21 protein-coding genes and 3 tRNA genes are annotated in these 15,981 nt (G+C 65.6%); 17 read left to right on the forward strand and 7 right to left on the reverse strand.

Annotated elements, in window-relative coordinates; all coding sequences use genetic code 11:
• Positions 1 to 32: 32 nt before the first annotated feature.
• On the reverse strand, positions 33 to 281 hold the full coding sequence (locus IT882_RS00905) for a hypothetical protein (RefSeq protein ID WP_195692780.1): 249 nt from the start codon (positions 279 to 281) through the stop codon (positions 33 to 35).
• A 154-nt stretch (positions 282 to 435) separates the two neighbouring features.
• Here IT882_RS00905 and IT882_RS00910 point away from each other — a divergent pair, with 154 nt between their 5' ends.
• The gene (locus tag IT882_RS00910) at positions 436 to 771 is read left to right on the forward strand and encodes a hypothetical protein (RefSeq protein WP_195692781.1); all 336 of its coding nucleotides are present in this window, start codon (positions 436 to 438) and stop codon (positions 769 to 771) included.
• A gap of 1 nt (position 772) precedes the next feature.
• On the opposite strand, the gene IT882_RS00915 is transcribed toward IT882_RS00910, so the two are convergent.
• From IT882_RS00915 to IT882_RS16155, 3 genes are read right to left on the reverse strand one after another with little or no spacing between them, the layout of a single operon-like run.
• Entirely contained in the window at positions 773 to 1,312 is a 540-nt protein-coding gene (locus IT882_RS00915) for a YaeQ family protein (protein ID WP_195692782.1), read from the reverse strand.
• Positions 1,276 to 1,512: a hypothetical protein gene (locus IT882_RS16150; protein ID WP_229382452.1), complete on the reverse strand. Its 237-nt coding sequence runs from the start codon at positions 1,510 to 1,512 to the stop codon at positions 1,276 to 1,278. The genes IT882_RS00915 and IT882_RS16150 overlap by 37 nt, the downstream gene beginning before the upstream one ends.
• Positions 1,461 to 1,844 carry an SLC13 family permease gene (locus IT882_RS16155; protein ID WP_229382212.1) on the reverse strand — a complete coding sequence of 128 codons (384 nt, stop codon included), beginning with the start codon at positions 1,842 to 1,844 and terminating at the stop codon, positions 1,461 to 1,463. Before IT882_RS16155 ends, IT882_RS16150 begins: the two co-directional genes overlap by 52 nt.
• Positions 1,845 to 1,983: 139 nt before the next feature.
• On the opposite strand from IT882_RS16155, the gene IT882_RS00925 reads away from it, so the two are divergent.
• The 14 genes from IT882_RS00925 to IT882_RS00985 all read left to right on the forward strand — a co-directional run bounded on the left by IT882_RS00925 (position 1,984) and on the right by IT882_RS00985 (position 11,867).
• Positions 1,984 to 2,301, forward strand: a complete 318-nt coding sequence (locus tag IT882_RS00925) for a helix-turn-helix domain-containing protein (protein WP_195692783.1) — start codon at positions 1,984 to 1,986, stop codon at positions 2,299 to 2,301.
• Between the two features lie 50 nt (positions 2,302 to 2,351).
• Positions 2,352 to 3,248: an integrase core domain-containing protein gene (locus tag IT882_RS00930; RefSeq protein ID WP_229382213.1), complete on the forward strand. Its 897-nt coding sequence runs from the start codon at positions 2,352 to 2,354 to the stop codon at positions 3,246 to 3,248.
• Positions 3,249 to 3,285: 37 nt separating this feature from the next.
• A complete protein-coding gene (locus IT882_RS00935) occupies positions 3,286 to 3,525 on the forward strand; it encodes a helix-turn-helix transcriptional regulator (RefSeq protein WP_195692785.1) in 240 nt (79 codons plus the stop codon).
• The gene (locus IT882_RS00940; protein ID WP_195692786.1) at positions 3,515 to 4,639 is read left to right on the forward strand and encodes a tyrosine-type recombinase/integrase; all 1,125 of its coding nucleotides are present in this window, start codon (positions 3,515 to 3,517) and stop codon (positions 4,637 to 4,639) included. Before IT882_RS00935 ends, IT882_RS00940 begins: the two co-directional genes overlap by 11 nt.
• A 37-nt stretch (positions 4,640 to 4,676) precedes the next feature.
• The gene (locus IT882_RS00945; RefSeq protein ID WP_195692787.1) at positions 4,677 to 5,423 is read left to right on the forward strand and encodes a DUF7662 domain-containing protein; all 747 of its coding nucleotides are present in this window, start codon (positions 4,677 to 4,679) and stop codon (positions 5,421 to 5,423) included.
• A 5-nt stretch (positions 5,424 to 5,428) separates the two neighbouring features.
• The gene (locus tag IT882_RS00950; protein ID WP_195692788.1) at positions 5,429 to 5,758 is read left to right on the forward strand and encodes a hypothetical protein; all 330 of its coding nucleotides are present in this window, start codon (positions 5,429 to 5,431) and stop codon (positions 5,756 to 5,758) included.
• A gap of 25 nt (positions 5,759 to 5,783) precedes the next feature.
• Positions 5,784 to 6,059 carry a hypothetical protein gene (locus tag IT882_RS00955; protein ID WP_195692789.1) on the forward strand — a complete coding sequence of 92 codons (276 nt, stop codon included), beginning with the start codon at positions 5,784 to 5,786 and terminating at the stop codon, positions 6,057 to 6,059.
• A 215-nt stretch (positions 6,060 to 6,274) separates the two neighbouring features.
• Entirely contained in the window at positions 6,275 to 6,646 is a 372-nt protein-coding gene (locus tag IT882_RS17235) for a DUF6153 family protein (protein WP_418887800.1), read from the forward strand.
• Positions 6,647 to 6,668: 22 nt separating this feature from the next.
• Positions 6,669 to 7,346: a DUF305 domain-containing protein gene (locus tag IT882_RS00960; RefSeq protein ID WP_324253907.1), complete on the forward strand. Its 678-nt coding sequence runs from the start codon at positions 6,669 to 6,671 to the stop codon at positions 7,344 to 7,346.
• Between the two features lie 66 nt (positions 7,347 to 7,412).
• Complete coding sequence (locus IT882_RS00965) at positions 7,413 to 8,252, forward strand: WD40/YVTN/BNR-like repeat-containing protein (protein WP_229382214.1); 840 nt, start codon at positions 7,413 to 7,415, stop codon at positions 8,250 to 8,252.
• A 152-nt stretch (positions 8,253 to 8,404) separates the two neighbouring features.
• Positions 8,405 to 8,992 (forward strand): DUF305 domain-containing protein, encoded by a 588-nt coding sequence (locus IT882_RS00970; RefSeq protein WP_229382215.1) that lies wholly within the window; start codon positions 8,405 to 8,407, stop codon positions 8,990 to 8,992.
• 126 nt (positions 8,993 to 9,118) lie between these two features.
• Positions 9,119 to 9,328, forward strand: coding sequence for a heavy-metal-associated domain-containing protein (locus tag IT882_RS00975; RefSeq protein WP_195692790.1), 210 nt, complete (start codon positions 9,119 to 9,121; stop codon positions 9,326 to 9,328).
• A 56-nt stretch (positions 9,329 to 9,384) separates the two neighbouring features.
• Positions 9,385 to 11,541 (forward strand): heavy metal translocating P-type ATPase, encoded by a 2,157-nt coding sequence (locus IT882_RS00980; protein ID WP_195692791.1) that lies wholly within the window; start codon positions 9,385 to 9,387, stop codon positions 11,539 to 11,541.
• A 14-nt stretch (positions 11,542 to 11,555) separates the two neighbouring features.
• Entirely contained in the window at positions 11,556 to 11,867 is a 312-nt protein-coding gene (locus IT882_RS00985; protein ID WP_195692792.1) for a metal-sensitive transcriptional regulator, read from the forward strand.
• A 381-nt stretch (positions 11,868 to 12,248) separates the two neighbouring features.
• Here IT882_RS00985 and IT882_RS00990 read toward each other — a convergent pair.
• The 3 genes from IT882_RS00990 to IT882_RS01000 form a co-directional block, all read right to left on the reverse strand.
• Positions 12,249 to 12,321: transfer RNA gene (locus IT882_RS00990), tRNA-Phe, on the reverse strand.
• 67 nt (positions 12,322 to 12,388) lie between these two features.
• Positions 12,389 to 12,462 (reverse strand) — tRNA-Asp (locus IT882_RS00995).
• Positions 12,463 to 12,482: 20 nt separating this feature from the next.
• A tRNA-Glu gene (locus tag IT882_RS01000) sits at positions 12,483 to 12,555 on the reverse strand.
• A 78-nt stretch (positions 12,556 to 12,633) separates the two neighbouring features.
• Between IT882_RS01000 and IT882_RS01005 the strand changes: the two genes are divergently transcribed.
• Positions 12,634 to 14,481 (forward strand): CocE/NonD family hydrolase, encoded by a 1,848-nt coding sequence (locus tag IT882_RS01005; RefSeq protein ID WP_229382216.1) that lies wholly within the window; start codon positions 12,634 to 12,636, stop codon positions 14,479 to 14,481.
• 92 nt (positions 14,482 to 14,573) lie between these two features.
• Positions 14,574 to 15,908 (forward strand): M23 family metallopeptidase, encoded by a 1,335-nt coding sequence (locus tag IT882_RS01010; RefSeq protein ID WP_195692793.1) that lies wholly within the window; start codon positions 14,574 to 14,576, stop codon positions 15,906 to 15,908.
• Positions 15,909 to 15,981 lie beyond the last annotated feature (73 nt).

Raw genomic sequence — 15,981 nt, forward strand, 5'->3', positions numbered from 1 at the left:
CACAGGGTCGCTGACGTGGCAGCGCGTCCTGGCTACTCCGGCAGTGCAGAGTCGCTGGGCTCGAAGAACGCGGCGTAGAAATAGCCGGGTGCGCCGTCCCAGGTGACGCTCAGGTCGATGGCGTTCACCGCAGGCTGCGAGCCGCTAGATCCGGCGATGGTGACAAGCTCGCCGTTGCACGGAATCTCTCCGCCGCTACCGCCGGCCCAGCTTGAGTCGCTGCGAGGGATCCAGCCGACAACAGCGGTCTCACCGGGTGCCGCGAAACAGCCAACGACCATCTCGCTGACACTCGGCAAAGGTTCGGCGAACGTGAGGACAGTAAGCCGAGAGGGTAACCGTGACAAGCGCGATGATCCCGATGCTCCGCCCCCGCATGCCGTGACCCTATCCCGCGGCCCGGTGCTACGAAGACGGTGAGGCGGGCATTCGCACGTGGCCGCCGACCTGCCGGAACGGTTGCCCGATGCGATGATCGAACAGATTCACCAGAGCCCGATGTTCCCTCAGCTTGTCCAGCTCGCGCAGTCGGTCGTCTACGACGCGACCCTCACCCGAGCGTGCGACACCCCGGATGGCCGGATGCTTCGCGTCGAGGCTCAGACCGCGGTGCTCTGCGGCGGCGAGACCTTTCCGTTCCTCGCAGATTCGTCTCGCGCACTCGCCGACGCTATGGGGGCGGAGCTCGTCATCGTGCCCGAATCTCGAGGGCACCGCCCCGATCCGGTCGCGACCGCGCGTGTCATCGTGGAGCGCATCGCCTCGGCGTAGATCAGGCGGCGGGCACCGAGTGGATGTCTGACGAGAACGTCTGTCCGTTCAGCTCGAGGTAGAGATGACGCTCGGTCACCGACAGACTCATCGTGGTGCGCCGTTCGATGATCGCGGACGCTGCCTCGACGAAGCCGCGGTCGAAGCTGTAGACCGGGATCTCGGATCCTCGATGGATGCGCTTGCCCTCCCACGCCGCCACGAGCTTGCCCGGATCGCGATGCGTGTAGACCGCGACCCGGCCCGCCTTCATGCTGCCCTCGTACAGGCGTGCGGCATCCGGCGCCCCCACCTCGATCCACGCCGTCAGCGCGCCCGTGGCGTCGCGGACGACGATCGCTGGCTCGTCCGTCGACGAGATCCCCTCGGTGAACGCGATGCCCTCCTCGTACTCCAGCGCGTACGCGAGCACGCGGGTCAGCATGTACACGTCGGTCTCGGACGGATGCCGCGCCACCCGCAGCGGCAGATCCTCGTAGACGCCGCGGTCGACATCCGCGAGCGTCACGGTGAACGTGTGGATCGTCGCGCCGGCAGCCATCCCGCCAGCCTATGCGGCGGGGCGGAGGAGAGCCGGAGGGCCTGCTGCATTCGTGGGTAGCGTGCGACGAACTTGGCGATCTCCTCGTCGAACGGCTGCTTGCCGCAGGGAACCTCGTCAAGGGTGAAGCGGAACAGGACACGGGTGCTCAGCGGCCACGCGATGCCGGTGAAGACGATGACGAACGGAACGCCGAGCACGATCCGTCGTGGATGCGTGCCGACGCGGCGGACGGTGAGGAGGGCGATGCGGCGATGGAGGTTCGGTTCCACTTCTGCATCGCGATCGCGATAAGGAACCCGCCGACGAACAGGAGCACGATCGGGTTGGCGTACGGGGCCGCCGTTTCGGAGATCGTCCGCACCGTCATCATCGGCAGGATGACGATCGGAAGCAGCGAGGTAACCGGGAGAGGCACCGCCTCGGTGGTCCACCATGCCGCCATGAGGATCGCCAGGCGCCCGACGACCCGCGCGTCGTCGCCGACGGTCGTGGTGCCGAGCAGCACCCAGGTCAGGAACCGGAGTGCCACCCCGAGAAGTCGGAGGAACCAGATCTTCGCTGGTGGTCGGGGCGGTTTGGTACTGACCTGCCTGGTGATGTCGCGCGTCAGAATGTTTGGCAGGGGTAGTTAGTTGCTGATGCAACGCCCCAGCTGAGAGGTCTGAAGCATGAGTCGTCCCCCGACGATCCCGGTAGAGAAGAAGCTCCGCATCGTGTTGTCCGTGTTGCAAGGCGAGATCACGATCGCCGAAGCCGCCCGCCGCGAGAAGGTGTCCGAGCAAGCGATCGGGAACTGGAAGCGCCAGTTCCTCGAGGGCGGCAAGGCCGGCATCGAGGCGGGCAAGTCCAAACCCTCGACCCGGGAGCAGCAGCTCGAGGATGAGGTCGCGGAGTTGACGCAGGCCCTCGGTGAGGCGGCGGTCGAGATCCGGGTGTGGAAGAAGAGCGCGGAGGGCCGGCTGGGCCCTTCGAGGACCTCGAGGTGATCCGTTTGGAGGCGGGCATGCCGACGTCGAGGTTCTGCAAGCTGACGGGCGTGCCCGAGCGTTCGTATCGCCGCTGGCAGGCCAAAGCGAGAGCGGATCGCCCGCCGAAGGGTCCGTGGCCGCAGCCCGCGCGGGACGCGGCCAGGCCGCTCGCGACCAAGCACGCGCTGGCGCATCCGGCGTGGGGTCATCGGAAGATCTGGGCGATGACCCGCCACGACGGGCACCGGGTGTCGCAGGCGACCGTGCTGCGCCTGCTGCGCGATGACGGGCTGATCCTGCCGTCGGAGTATCAGAAGCAGCGCCGTGAGCTCGCGAGAGACCGTAAGGCGGCGTTCGCGAGGAACCCGACGGGCCCGAACCAGGTGTGGCAGCTGGACTTCAGCGAGTTCGAGACCACCCAGGGTGGGACGTGGCGGATCGCGGGGTGCCGGGATTGGTTCTCCAAGGTCGAGCACCCCTTCCATACCTCGCCCACGGCGAACCAGCATGACGCGATCGCCGCCGTCGAGCTCGCCCTGACCGACTACGAGCGCATGTTCGGGCACCCCCTCGTTGATCAGTGTCAGGTCGACCCGGAGACCGGCGAGCTGCTGCCGGTCGTGACCCTCGTGACTGACAATGGTGGCCCGTTCCGGTCGATGAACTTCGAGTTGTTCATCTTGCGTCACCCCGAGCTGCGGCACGTCCGCACTCGGGTGAAATCGCCCGGGCAGAACGGGTCACGCGAACGCGGGTTCGGGACGCTGAAGTACGAGCGGCTGTTCCTCGACGAGATCCCCGACGCGATGACGCTCGTCGAACGCGCTGAGGACTACCGGATCGAATACAACGAGATCCGTCCTCACGAGGCGATCGCCTGGAACCGGCCGATGGACGTGCACCTGGGCCTTGCCGACCCCACCATCCCCAACTTCGAAAGAGAAGAAATCCTGCCAAATACTTGACGCGGGACACCACCCCACCCACCGAGAGGAGCCCGAGATGACCACCCAAATGGCGGCGGATGCCGAGCAGACAGCGACCGTCGAGCCCGAGCACAACGAATACGTCACGCGCCGTGAAGCCGCTTCGCTTTGCCGGGTACCGCTCTCGACCTTCGACTCGCTGCGGCGTCAAAACCGATTCCCGTTCCCCGACGCGCACATGGGCAAGCACATGCTCTGGCGGGCGTCGACCGTCACCGCGTTCCTAGACGCAGGCGGGACCCGGGGTGCCCACTGAGCGCGGCGGGCGGATCGATCCGAAGACGCGGCGACAGCTGCCCGACGGCATCCGATTCCGTACGGACCGCGGCAAGTACCAGGTCCGCGTCTGGGCGATCGGGCTGAACGGCGAGCAGCGAGAGCGGAGCTTCTACGTCGAGTCGCTCGGGGAGGCCAAGAAGCTTCGCGCCGAGACGCTCACGAAGCGGTTCCCCGACGGCGACATGACACTGACTCAGTGGCACGCACGGCACTGGCCTGTGATTCAGGAGAGCGTGCGCGCATCGACCGCGAGAGCGTATGAGCGAGGATGGCGGTTGCGCGTGAAGCCGTGGCTCGGGCACATCAAGCTCGAGAAGCTGACGGCAGGCCTCATCGAAGAGGCGATCTCGGGGTGGACCGGCACTACGTCGACGCGGATCGACGCCCTATCGGTGCTCAGCCGGTTGCTGGATGGCGCTGTTCGAGCGCATCTCGTGCCGCTCAATCAGGCTCGACTCGCTCGCCGTCCGAAGTCAGACGCCTCGAACAGCCTGCGGTCGCGCGCCCTCACCGCAGCGGAAGTGCAACTCCTGCTCGCGTCGATCGATGACGCGCACTACAGGCGGTACATCGCGGGCCTGGTCTACACAGGTATGCGCGCCAATGAGGCGACAGCATTGCGCATCGAGGACGTCGACCTTGCGCATCGCACCATTCACGTCCGTCGCGCGTTCAGCATCGGATCTGACGGGCGCGGAATTGAGCTGACTCCGAAGAGTCACAAGGAGAGGGATGTTCCGATTCCAACGCCCCTCGTCGGCCCACTGACCGAGGCGATGGCCGGCAAGCGGCGGGGTGATCTCGTCTTTACCGGCCCACGCGGTGGCCGGATCAACGCGTCGAACGTTCGTCGCGCGATCGATTGGAAGACGGTCCGAACGCAACTCCACCGCGATGACCTCCGTATCCACGATCTGCGGCACACGCTCGCGACACTCCTGTTCGACGCAGGAGCCTCGGCCAACGACGTTCAAGCTGTCCTCGGCCACTCGAGCATGCAGATGACCGAGCGCTACAGCCGTTCTCGATCCGATGTCGCCAAGCGCGCGGCAGTTGCCATCGACTCGCTGTTCGATGACCCAAAAAACTGAGGGCGACATCCGCCCTCAAGACCCGAGAGGAAGAATGATGGCTTCACCAACAGAGGCGCCACTGTCCCGACTCGAGCAGATCTACACGCCGCTGGGTGACTACCTGCGGTCCGTGAGCCACGACGAAGACGCCGTCCTGGCCTTCGCCGAAATTGAAGCACTCATCGGCAGACCGCTCCCGCCACAGGCGCGTTTGAAGCAGCTGTGGTGGGCATCGATACCGCGACAGCCACAAAGTCGGGCATGGCTCCGTGCCGATCGCCGTGCCGCGCCCGACCTGATGGCCGAGACCGTCACCTTTGTCTTCGACGTGTTCACGCGGGACAACCCGCTCGAACGGATTCAGGGCATCCGTGCCGCCTGGCTCGGGTATGCCCGCACGAGCTTGTCCATCCCGCCCCGAGACCCCGATGGCCCGCACGTTGACCTCGGCTGGTGGGAGCCTCACGAGGTCTACTTGTTGCACCTGCCCGCGAACGGTCAATTCAAGGTGGGCCTGACACGGATAGGCAGCAAGCGTCTCGTCTCGGTCGGGGGAGCAACGGCACGAACAGTTGATCGCATCACCATGGCGAATCGCTGGGCTGCGCTTGTCGTAGAGCATCACGTGCTCGAACTCGCGTGGGATGCCTGGGAGCGGCCCGATCGATTCGCATCCGGGGACAAAGGAGAGACCGAGCGCTGGAACGATTGGCTGGTCCCGCCGCCGCTGTCGGCCGTGTGTGATTCGCTTGAGGAAGACCGGCAAGCCCCTGGATGGGACGTCAGCGCTTATAGAAAGTAATCCTGATGCGCGTCGACTACGACGAGGTCGTTCAGGTCGAACGGCTCGAGCGTCCCATGAGCGCGCCACACATCGAGCGCGCCAATGGGTTTGCCGTTCGCCTCGAGGATCAGTGGTTCTGGTTCTCCGGGCTCGAGGCCGCGTACACCTTTGGCCGGGCGGGCAGAATGTCAATCCAGGTCAGAAACTGGGACCTCGTGGAGGCCGCGACCGAGGCGCGCTTCGACCACCCGCTCCGTAGGGACGTCTTCACGTTGTATGTGGTCGAGGGGCGGGGGTTCAGCGTGATGCCGACACCGACCGCAAGCTCATCCGGCGATTCGCAGACGGTGTGAATCCGCGCAGCTCGCATTGGAACCCATGAATCTCGACGGGGAAGAAGGTCGCGCCGGTACAGATACCGCTATGGGTGTGGTCCGTAGCGCCGAGCGCGGAGAGATCTCACAGGAAGAACTCGTCACCATCCTTCAGTCGTGGGACTTTGAGCCGAGACATCGCACGCGCGGTCTGGCGGACGATTGGGAGTCTCGCCCAAACAGTTTTGAAGTTGTGGAGTATGCGTTCATGATCGACCTGATCGACGAAGATGCCTACCGGCAAATCCTCGAGCGAGATGAGCGAACAAGGAATGGCTGATTGGATCCCTCGGAGCTCCTGGGAGGTCCCGGCCAATCGTCTGGGATCTATGACGGACAACGCGGTTTACGCGCGGTACATCCGAGTCGTGGAGAGGGGTCGGTGACGCAAGTGCCTTCCGCCGGCGATACGGGTACGGGGTATCATGAGGGCGAGATGTCATGATCAGTTCCGCCGCTCGTGTCGTTCGCCCGCCAATGTTCTGGCAGTGGGCGATGTCGGTCGTGTTTGCGTCGCTGGTACTGGTCGGCCTTTTGGGTATGCACACCCTGTCCGTAAGTCATTCCGAGTCGTCACCTGTTGCGGCTACATCCATGGAGGGCGGGCACGGTCACGATGCACTTGCAGGGTCTTCGGGATCCCTTGACGTCGGCTGTGCAGACTGCGGTGCCACTGGTGAGCACGATGCGCTGATGTTGGCGTGCGTGCTTGGTTTGCTTGTCACGATCTTGCTGGCCGTTCGTGCTGGGCCAAGGGTGATCCGGAGTTTCGGTCGACCGCGCATTGTGGCCATTGCGCTCCGGTCGCCGATTTTGACGCCGTCGAGGCCTCCGTCTCTTCTCGAGTTGTCGATCAGTCGTACGTGATCTGACTCGCCCGACCCTGCGGTTGGGAATTGAGTCGCGCCCGCGTGCGGGCGTATTTCACGTTCGATTGAGAGGACAAGTTTGTGATGAAGAATTTTCGTGTGATCGCCTTGGCGGCGCCGCCGCTTGCGTTGGTGCTGGTGCTTGCCGGATGTGCGGATGCCGGGTCGGGTTCGATGCCGGGCATGGATCACAGTGGGGGCACGACCTCCTCAGCGTCACCCTCGGTGGAGGTGCAGGGGAGTTCAATACGGCGGATTCGATGTTCGCGATGATGATGATCCCGCATCATCAGCAGGCGGTGGAGATGAGCGACATGCTGCTGGGGAAGTCTGGGGTCGATCAGCAGGTGATGGATCTGGCGCAGCAGATCAAGGATGCGCAGGCCCCGGAGATCGATCTGATGCAGTCCTGGCTGGAGGCGTGGGGAATGTCGGATGCCGGAGGCATGGACGGCATGGACATGGGCGACGGGATGATGTCCGACGGCGACATGGCTGTGCTCGAGTCCGCCGAAGGTGCCGACGCGGCCCGCCTGTTCTTGGAGCAGATGATCACTCACCACGAGGGTGCGATCGAGATGGCGCAGGCTGAACTGGCTGATGGTGTCAACCCGGATGCGATCGCTCTGGCGCAGACGATCGTCGACGCGCAGACGACCGAGATCGCCCTGATGCGGGATCTGCTCACCCAGATCTGAGCACTCGGCGGGGGTGCCATCACGTTGACGACGGTGGCACCCCCGCCCTGAATGAATGGAGCGCATATGCGCACTTATCTGCGTGCAGCGAATACTGGTCTCGCGCTATCCGGACTGCTGCTCCTCGCGGGGTGCGCGACCGCAGAGCCACCATCGACAGGCATCGTCCATGCGGCACCGGCAGCTCATGTGCATGCCATCGTTTCCAATCCCGAGGGTGACGGGTTCCTTCTCGGCACTCACGACGGCATCTTCGCGGCCAGCGCGGAAGGGAAACTGCTTTCGCGGGTGGGCGGTTACGGGTTCGATGCGATGGGGCTCACCCTGTTGGGTGAAGACCTGATCGCGTCGGGTCACCCAGGATCAAACACCCCTGCAGAGCTCGGCGACCAGAACCTCGGCATCATCCGCAGTACAGACGCCGGGGAAAGCTGGGAAGCGGTGACATTCACCGGCGAAAAGGATTTCCACGCTCTCACCGCGAGCAGCGACGGCACCGTGTACGGTCTCGCGACCGACGCCATCGACTTGCTGGCCAGTACGGACATGGGCGACTCGTGGTCCCCGACGGGAGGCCAGCTGATGGCGGTCGGTCTTGTAGCCACCAGCGGTGGGGGCCTGGTCGCAGCAACACCTGACGGGTTACAGGTCAGCACGGACGGGGCTCGGAGCTTCCGGCCGTGGTCAGACGCACCCATGCTCTACGCGCTGTCTGCGTCACCGAACCGTGAACTGATCGTCGGCGTGGATGCGAAAGAGCGAATCTGGGTCCATACCGTCGGGACCAGGGGGTGGGCTGAGGCGGGCACCGTGCACGGCGCCGCTCAAGCGACCGCGATCACCGACACCGGGAAGATTCTCGTCGCCGACGACAGCGGCCTCACCCTGCTTCCCGCCGAACAATGACCCGGCATCGCCAATAGCCCAACCGCGTACCATAACCCGGTAGGGGTATCAACCCGGTTCCCGCACGGCGATCGTGTCGTTAGGTTCTTCGCCTGAACTCGCCCCGCTCACATCCGTTCTGGGGCGCGAATGCGAGAGCTAAGGAGACGGTGATGACCTCTCATACGGAAGCCGCCGAGAACGACCGGAGCGACCGGCGGAAGATGTTGACGATGTACGCCCGGTTCGGGGCGATGCTGCTGACGGCGATGGTCGTCATGTACTGGGTGATGTTCGCCGGTTCCTGGGAATGGAGCCACATCCGATTCAGCGAGAGTCGGGTCTTCATGGCGGTCACCATGGGCGGCACCATGGGCTTGGTGATGCTCGCCTGGATGCTGAACATGTACAAGAACACCAAGGCGAACGTCATCGTCATCGTGGTGAGCCTGCTGTTCATCGGTGGCGGCATCGCACTGGATCGCAGCCAGATCATTGTCGATGACACCGGCTTCATGAACGGGATGATCCCGCACCACTCCTTGGCGATCACCCGATCGGAACGCGCCCAGATCGCTGACGTCCGGGTGTGCGAGCTGGCTGTCGAGATCAGCGAAGCCCAGCGGCGCGAGATCTTCGAGATGGAGTGGCTCGTGCAAGACATCCAGGAGAACGGCGTCGCTGCGACCGCGGCGGAAGCGGCCGACCGACCGGTTCCTGAATACGAGGTCAGTGCAGAGCGGCAATGCCCCGAAGACTAGGCGCCCTGTCCACACGCTGAGGGGCCTGGTGGGGTTTGGTCGACGGCAGCGGAATAGTCGGCTGATTCACGCGGTTGGATCGAATACTGGTACCCCCTGGGGGTATCACAAGTGAGGGAGAGATCGATGGTGACAGAAGTTTTTCAGGTGGCGGGGATGTCGTGCGGGCATTGCGAGAACTCGGTCCGCGAACAGGTCGCGCAGATACCTGAGGTCGACACGGTGGAGGTGAGCGCCACCACCGGATCGCTCACCGTCTCCGGTTCTGCACCGTTGGACGTCTCGGCGGTCGTTGCCGCTGTTGCTCGCGCCGGCTATCAGGCCGCACCGGCCTGATCCATCGCGCAGGTCGAAGCCAAGTTTGCAGTACTTTCCCGATCCCGGAGGATTCCATGACTGAACCGCACGTTCACCCGCATACCGAAGCGGGCACCCCGAACGCCGCGCATCCGCTGGCGGTCAATCCCATCGCGGAGGGCAGCGCGCACGAGCATGCGCCTGAGGCTGGTGGTCATGTGGGGCACGACGATCACGGTGGGGGCGCCGGGCACGGTGGCCATGCGGGGCATGGGGATCATGTCGGGCAGTTCCGCCGGTTGTTCTGGATCAACCTGCTGCTGGCGATCCCGGTGGTGGGGTTCTCGAGCATGTTCGCGATGCTGCTGGGTTACTCGTTGCCGGAATTCCCCGGCGTGAACCTGATCGCCCCGGTGATCGGGACGGTGATGTATTTCTGGGGTGGCTGGCCGTTCTTGACCGGCGCGATCAGCGAGCTGCGTTCCCGCACCCCGGGGATGATGCTGCTGATCGGCCTCGCGATCACGGTCGCGTTCCTTGCCTCCTGGGGCGCGAGCCTGGGTCTGCTGGATCATCAGCTGGAGTTCTGGTGGGAGCTGGCTCTCCTGATCGTGATCATGCTCCTCGGGCACTGGGTGGAGATGCGTTCCCTCGCCCAGACCACCTCCGCACTGGATTCCCTCGCGGCCCTCCTGCCCGATGAGGCGGAACGGGTCGACGGTGACCAGATTGTGAAGGTGGCACCCGCGGACCTGAAGGTCGGAGATGTTGTCGTGGTTCGCCCCGGTGGCAGTGTTCCCGCCGACGGGAAAATCGTCGACGGCCAAGCGGACATAGATGAGTCCATGGTCACCGGCGAATCCCGTCCGGTTACCCGCGGGACCGGCGATCCAGTCACGGCAGGGACGGTGGCCACCGACTCCGGGCTGCGCGTGCAGGTCACCGCAACCGGCGATGACACCACACTCGCCGGAATCCAAAAGCTGGTCACCGAGGCGCAGAGTTCCAGCTCGCGTGCGCAGCGGATCGCCGACCGGGCCGCAGGCTGGCTGTTCTGGTTCGCGCTCGGTTCTGCGGCAATCACCGCGATCGTGTGGACCGTGATCGGAAACCCTGACGCTGCGGTCATCCGCACCGTCACCGTTCTGGTGATCGCGTGCCCCCATGCCCTCGGCCTGGCGATCCCGCTCGTAGTATCGATCTCCACCGAGCGTGCCGCGCGCGGTGGTGTACTGATTAAGGACCGGCTCGCGCTGGAGAGTATGCGCACCATCGACGCGGTCCTGTTCGATAAGACCGGCACCCTCACCAAGGGCGAACCGACCGTCACCGACATCGCCCCGACCGCTGGCCACGACGCCGACACCGTCCTTGCCGTTGCGGCAGCCGCCGAAGCGGACAGCGAACACCCCCTCGCCAAAGCGATCGTCCGCGCCGCACACGAACGCAACCTCACGCTGGCCGCAGCGAGCGGGTTCACGTCCTCACCTGCAGTCGGTGTCACGGCGACCGTCGACGGCAGTGAGATCCGTGTCGGCGGCCCCCGCCTGCTCGAGAACATCGGCGCCGCAGAGGTCGCCTCTGCAAACGCATGGCGCACCGAGGGGGCGATCATCCTCCACGTCGTCCAGGACGGCACCGTGATCGGCGGGCTCAAGCTCGCCGACGAGATCCGCCCCGAGTCCCGTGAAGCCGTCGACGCGCTCCACAAGCTCGGTATCGAAGTTGTGATGATCACCGGTGACGCTGAAGCCGTCGCCAACGCCGTGGGCGAGGAACTCGGCATCGACCGTGTCTTCGCCGGCGTCCGCCCCGAGGACAAATCCGCCAAAATCGCCGAACTGCAGGCCGAGGGCAAGAAGGTCGCGATGATCGGCGATGGCGTGAACGACGCACCCGCGCTCGCACAAGCCGACGTCGGCATTGCCATCGGTGCCGGAACCGACGTGGCGATCGCCTCCGCCGGGGTGATCCTCGCAAGCTCCGACCCGCGATCGGTGCTCTCGGTGATCGAACTGTCGCGGGCGAGCTACCGCAAGATGAAACAGAACCTGTGGTGGGCAGCCGGCTACAACCTGATCTCCGTTCCCCTCGCCGCCGGCGTACTCGCCCCCATCGGATTCGTCCTGCCGATGTCCGTCGGTGCGATCCTGATGTCACTGTCCACGGTCGTCGTCGCCCTCAACGCTCAACTCCTGCGACGCCTGAACCTCACCCCCGAAAACAGCACCCGGACGATCCTGGACCGTTAGAACGGAAACCCCTGATGACCGCCGCGCCCGACCCGTCTGCCCACCACCACGGCTACATCACTGACAAGGACCGGTACCTCAGCCGGCTGAAGCGCATCGAGGGACAAGCGCGGGGAATCTCCAAGATGGTCGATGACGAGAAGTACTGCATCGACATCCTCACCCAGATCAGCGCGCTCACTAACGCCCTGCAAGCCGTCGCCATCGGCCTCCTCGACGACCACCTCAAACACTGCGTCGTCGACGCCGCCCGCGCCGGAGGGGGCGAAGCCGACGCGAAGATTAAGGAAGCCAGCGACGCAATCGCCCGCCTCGTCCGCTCCTGACTAGCGCCCCCCGGCGGCGTCGGAGATCACGTCACCGTCGAGTAGCGAATTGCATCCTCGATTGCTGCGCAGACCTGATGAGGAGCGCGGACGGTCTCCGCATCCATCAGTGAAGAGTTTCGTGACGCAGGCTGATCAGGGAGCGGAGGGTGTGTCGGCTTTGGCCGTTCTATGATCGCAACACGATTCCGACAGTCAATCGCGCACCGTTTCGGGACCTCGACCGGCCCCGGACCGGCCCAAGCGCACGATAAGGGCGATAAATCGACCTCAGAGAAAGGTGGTTCGTTTCGCTAGGCTCGCTCAACGACCGATCAAAAACCACCGCTGACCGGGCAAAATAAAAGACCCTCCTCCAGTAGAAGCCTGAAGAAGGGTCAGTGGCTCCGACGGGCGTCGATCCCGTGACCTCACGATTTTCAGTCGTGCGCTCTACCAACTGAGCTACAGAGCCGCACGGCAGCCGAAGTTGCCGCGTCCTACACGAAGAGCCCTTCCGAAAAAGGGCCCGTCGCTCGGAGCGACCCTGACGGGACTTGAACCCGCGACCTCCGCCGTGACAGGGCGGCACGCTAACCAACTGCGCTACAGGGCCATGCTTATTCAATTGTAGGGTGACCCCAACGGGATTCGAACCCGTGCTACCGCCGTGAAAGGGCGGCGTCCTAGGCCGCTAAACGATGGGGCCGGATGAACTCCAGCATCCGTTTTGGGGGACCCCGGCGCTCACGCTTACCGACGGTCAAGCATACGCAATACCCGAGGGATGCGCCAATCGGTGGCGCGACACACGGATGCCGACCTGCCGGCTCCCGCGCGGGTCTACCCTCGCCGCAATCGAGCCGGCGGTAGCGTCAGGCTCGTGCCGGTGCCGCCTCCGCAGAGATTTCGCCATTCGCCCGCGTGGGTGCTCGGTCGCGTGCTGCGCCGCATCCGTCTGTTCGCCAAGCCCCGGGTGGATGTGGACACCGCCGAACCCGACTGGATGGTCGAGCGCGACATTCCCGTGACGGTGCGCGATGGCACCGTGCTGCGGGTCAATGTGTTCCGCCCCCGCGGTGACGAGCCGGTTCCCGTCATCATGTCGGCCCACCCCTATGGCAAGGACCAGGTCCCTGCCCGCGCGAAGAACCGCCGCGCGATCAACCCGCAGTACCGCATCATGCCGCAGCCAGGCCGGGTCGGAATCTCGGCGTGGACGGGATGGGAGGCGCCAGACCCCGCGTTCTGGGTGCCGCGTGGCTACGCAGTCGTGAATGCGGATGCCCGCGGCGGCGGCACCTCGGCGGGCGAGGCGCACCTGTTCGAGGCTCAGGAAGCCGACGACTACGAAGATCTCATCGCCTGGGCTGGAACCCAGCCCTGGTCCACGGGAAAGGTCGGCCTGGACGGGGTCTCGTACCTCGCAATCTCGCAGTACGGGGTGGCCGCGCGCAGCCCCGAGCACCTCGCGGCGATCTGCCCCTGGGAAGGGTTCAGCGACCTCTACCGTGACTTCGCCTGGCCCGGCGGCATCCGCGAGAACGGCTTCGCGGTGCTGTGGACGACGTTGACCGCGCGCGCCGCCCGGATCGCCCCGCCCCCGCTGCGCCGGGAACTTGCCCGCCGCACAACACGCGACCAGTGGTACCGCGATCGGACGCCGCACGTCGACAGCATCGGCGTTCCGGTGCTGGTGTGCGGCAGCTTCTCCGACCACAACCTCCACACCCGTGGCTCCTTCGAGGTCTTCCGGCGCGCGGGCCGCGCCCTCCCCGAGCGTCCCGCCCGGTGGCTCTACACGCACCGCGGCGGCAAGTGGGCGACCTACTACGACACGGATGCCGCCAGCATCCGGACTCGCTTCTTCGACCACACGCTGCGCGGCGCCGACAACGGCTGGGACACGCTCCCGCCTGTGCGGCTCGCGGTCTACGAGAGGGGGCCGGTGCCGGCTGCCGTCACGGCCGAGACGGAATGGCCACCCGCGGATCTTCGGATGCGGCGCCTCCACCTCGACGGACTCGACGGCTCCCTCCAGGATCTCCCGCCCCGCGCCACCGTACAGACCGGATTCGCGATGAACGGGCCGGGACTCGAGTGGACGTGGCCGGTCCCGGAGGACCTCGATGTCATCGGGCCGATGTCGCTGCGGCTGCACGTCGCGGCGCGCGCCGCCGACGATCTCACCCTGTTCGTCGGGATCCGCAAGGTGTCGGACGGCGCCGTCGTGCCCTTCGAGGGGTCCTACGGATTCGACCGGGCGTGGATGTCGTACGGATGGCAGCGCGTGGGGTTCCGCGATCTCGATCCCGACCTGTCGACCGACCTGCGCCCCGTGCACACCTTCGACCGGGTCACACCGATTCGCCCGGGCGAGGTCGTCCCGGTCGACATCGAACTGCGCGAGCAGGCAACCCGCTTCCGCGCCGGCGACCAGCTGAGACTTGTCGTCCGTGGCCGGTGGGTGCACAGCCGCAACCCGGTTACAGGGAGCTTCCCTGCCGGGTACGTCCGTCGCCGGGGAGGCGTCGCGATCATCCACACCGGTCCGGAGCATCCGTCGTCGCTTCTGCTGGGGCACCGACCGCCAACCGGGGCACCCGGCGAGCCGTGGCTTACGTCTGCGCCGTGAGCGGATGCCGACTCCCGGCATCCGCGCGAAACCTGTTGTTTCTGTGACTGGTGTTGTTAGTGTGAATACGTTCTGTGTGACAGGAGGATCCGGTGGAGCTCGAATCGAGCGATGAGGAGTGCGGCTGCGCGCCCACGCCCCGTGAGCTTCGTGCCCTGTCGCGCCGCTCTGCCCTGGGCATCGGGATCGCGGGTGGACTGGCCCTCTTCGGTGGGGTTTCGGCGTTCAGCCTCGCGCCCGCCTTTGCTGAGTCGTATCCCAGCTGGGACGACGTGCAGAACGCGAAGGCGAATGAGGCTTCGAAGTCTCGCGAGGTCACGCGCATTGAAGGCCTGATTCAGAGCCTGACCGCCGAGGTCGCGCGCACGCAGGCAGAAGCCCAGCGCCTCTCGGACGAGTTCTACGTCGCGCAGCAGGCGTTCTTCGACGCCGCTAAGCGCGCCGACGACTTGCAGACGCAGGCTGACGAGCAGGCCGCGGCCGCTGACGAGGCCGCGCAGAAGGCTGGGCGCATCGCGGCGCAGCTGTACCGCGACGGCGGTGACGACACCGCCATGCAGTTGTTCTTCTCGGGATCCGCGGTCGGGGCTGACGAACTGCTCGCGCGCCTGGGAACGATGGACAAGCTTCTGGAGCGAAACCAGACCGTTTACGACGATGCGGTCAGGGCGCGGGATGCCGCGCAGAGCTACAGCGACCAGGCAGTACAGGCCCGCAACGAGCGGGACCGGCTGCAGCAAGAGGCCGAGCAGAAGATGGTCGCGGCACAGGAGGCCGCTGCCGCCGCGCAGGTTGCCCTCGATAACCAGACGACCCACCTCGGCGACCTCCAGGCACAGCTGTCGGCGCTCAAGGACGAGACCGCCAAGACCGTCGCCGGCTACCAGGCTGGCGTCGAGGCAGAACGCAAGGCTCGCGAGGAGCGGGAGCGCAAGGCACGCGAAGAGGCTGAACGCATCGCGCGCGAGCAGGCAGCCAACGGCGGCGGCAACGGGGGCGCTGTCAACGGCGGAGGATGGGCGCGCCCGTCATCCGGGTACGTGTCCTCGGGTTACGGTCGCCGGTCGAGCGTCTGCAACGCGAACTACTGCTCCTCGAGCTTCCACTACGGCTACGACTTCGCTCCCGGATGCGGCGCCGCGATCTACGCCGCCGGCGCAGGTCGCGTCGTCTACGCCGGCCGAAACGGCGGCTACGGCAACTACATCAAGATCGACCACGGCGGCGGCATCGCCACCGGCTACGCGCACATCGTCGACGGCGGCTTCTGGGTGGGCTACGGCCAATGGGTCGGCGCGGGCCAGGCCATCGCGGCCACCGGAAACACGGGCAACTCGTTCGGATGCCACCTGCACTTCGAAACGTATGTCAACGGTGCAGCGGTCAACCCGTCGGGGTTCATGGCAGCCCGCGGCGTGTACTTCTAGGCCGGGAATCTCGCCGGTCTAGCAAACACGAAGCCGCGGCATCCGTGTCGGACACCGCGGCTCGCGTGATGAT

It is taken from the genome of Microbacterium schleiferi (assembly GCF_015565955.1).
In the GTDB taxonomy this organism is placed as follows: Bacteria; Actinomycetota; Actinomycetes; order Actinomycetales; family Microbacteriaceae; genus Microbacterium; species Microbacterium schleiferi_A.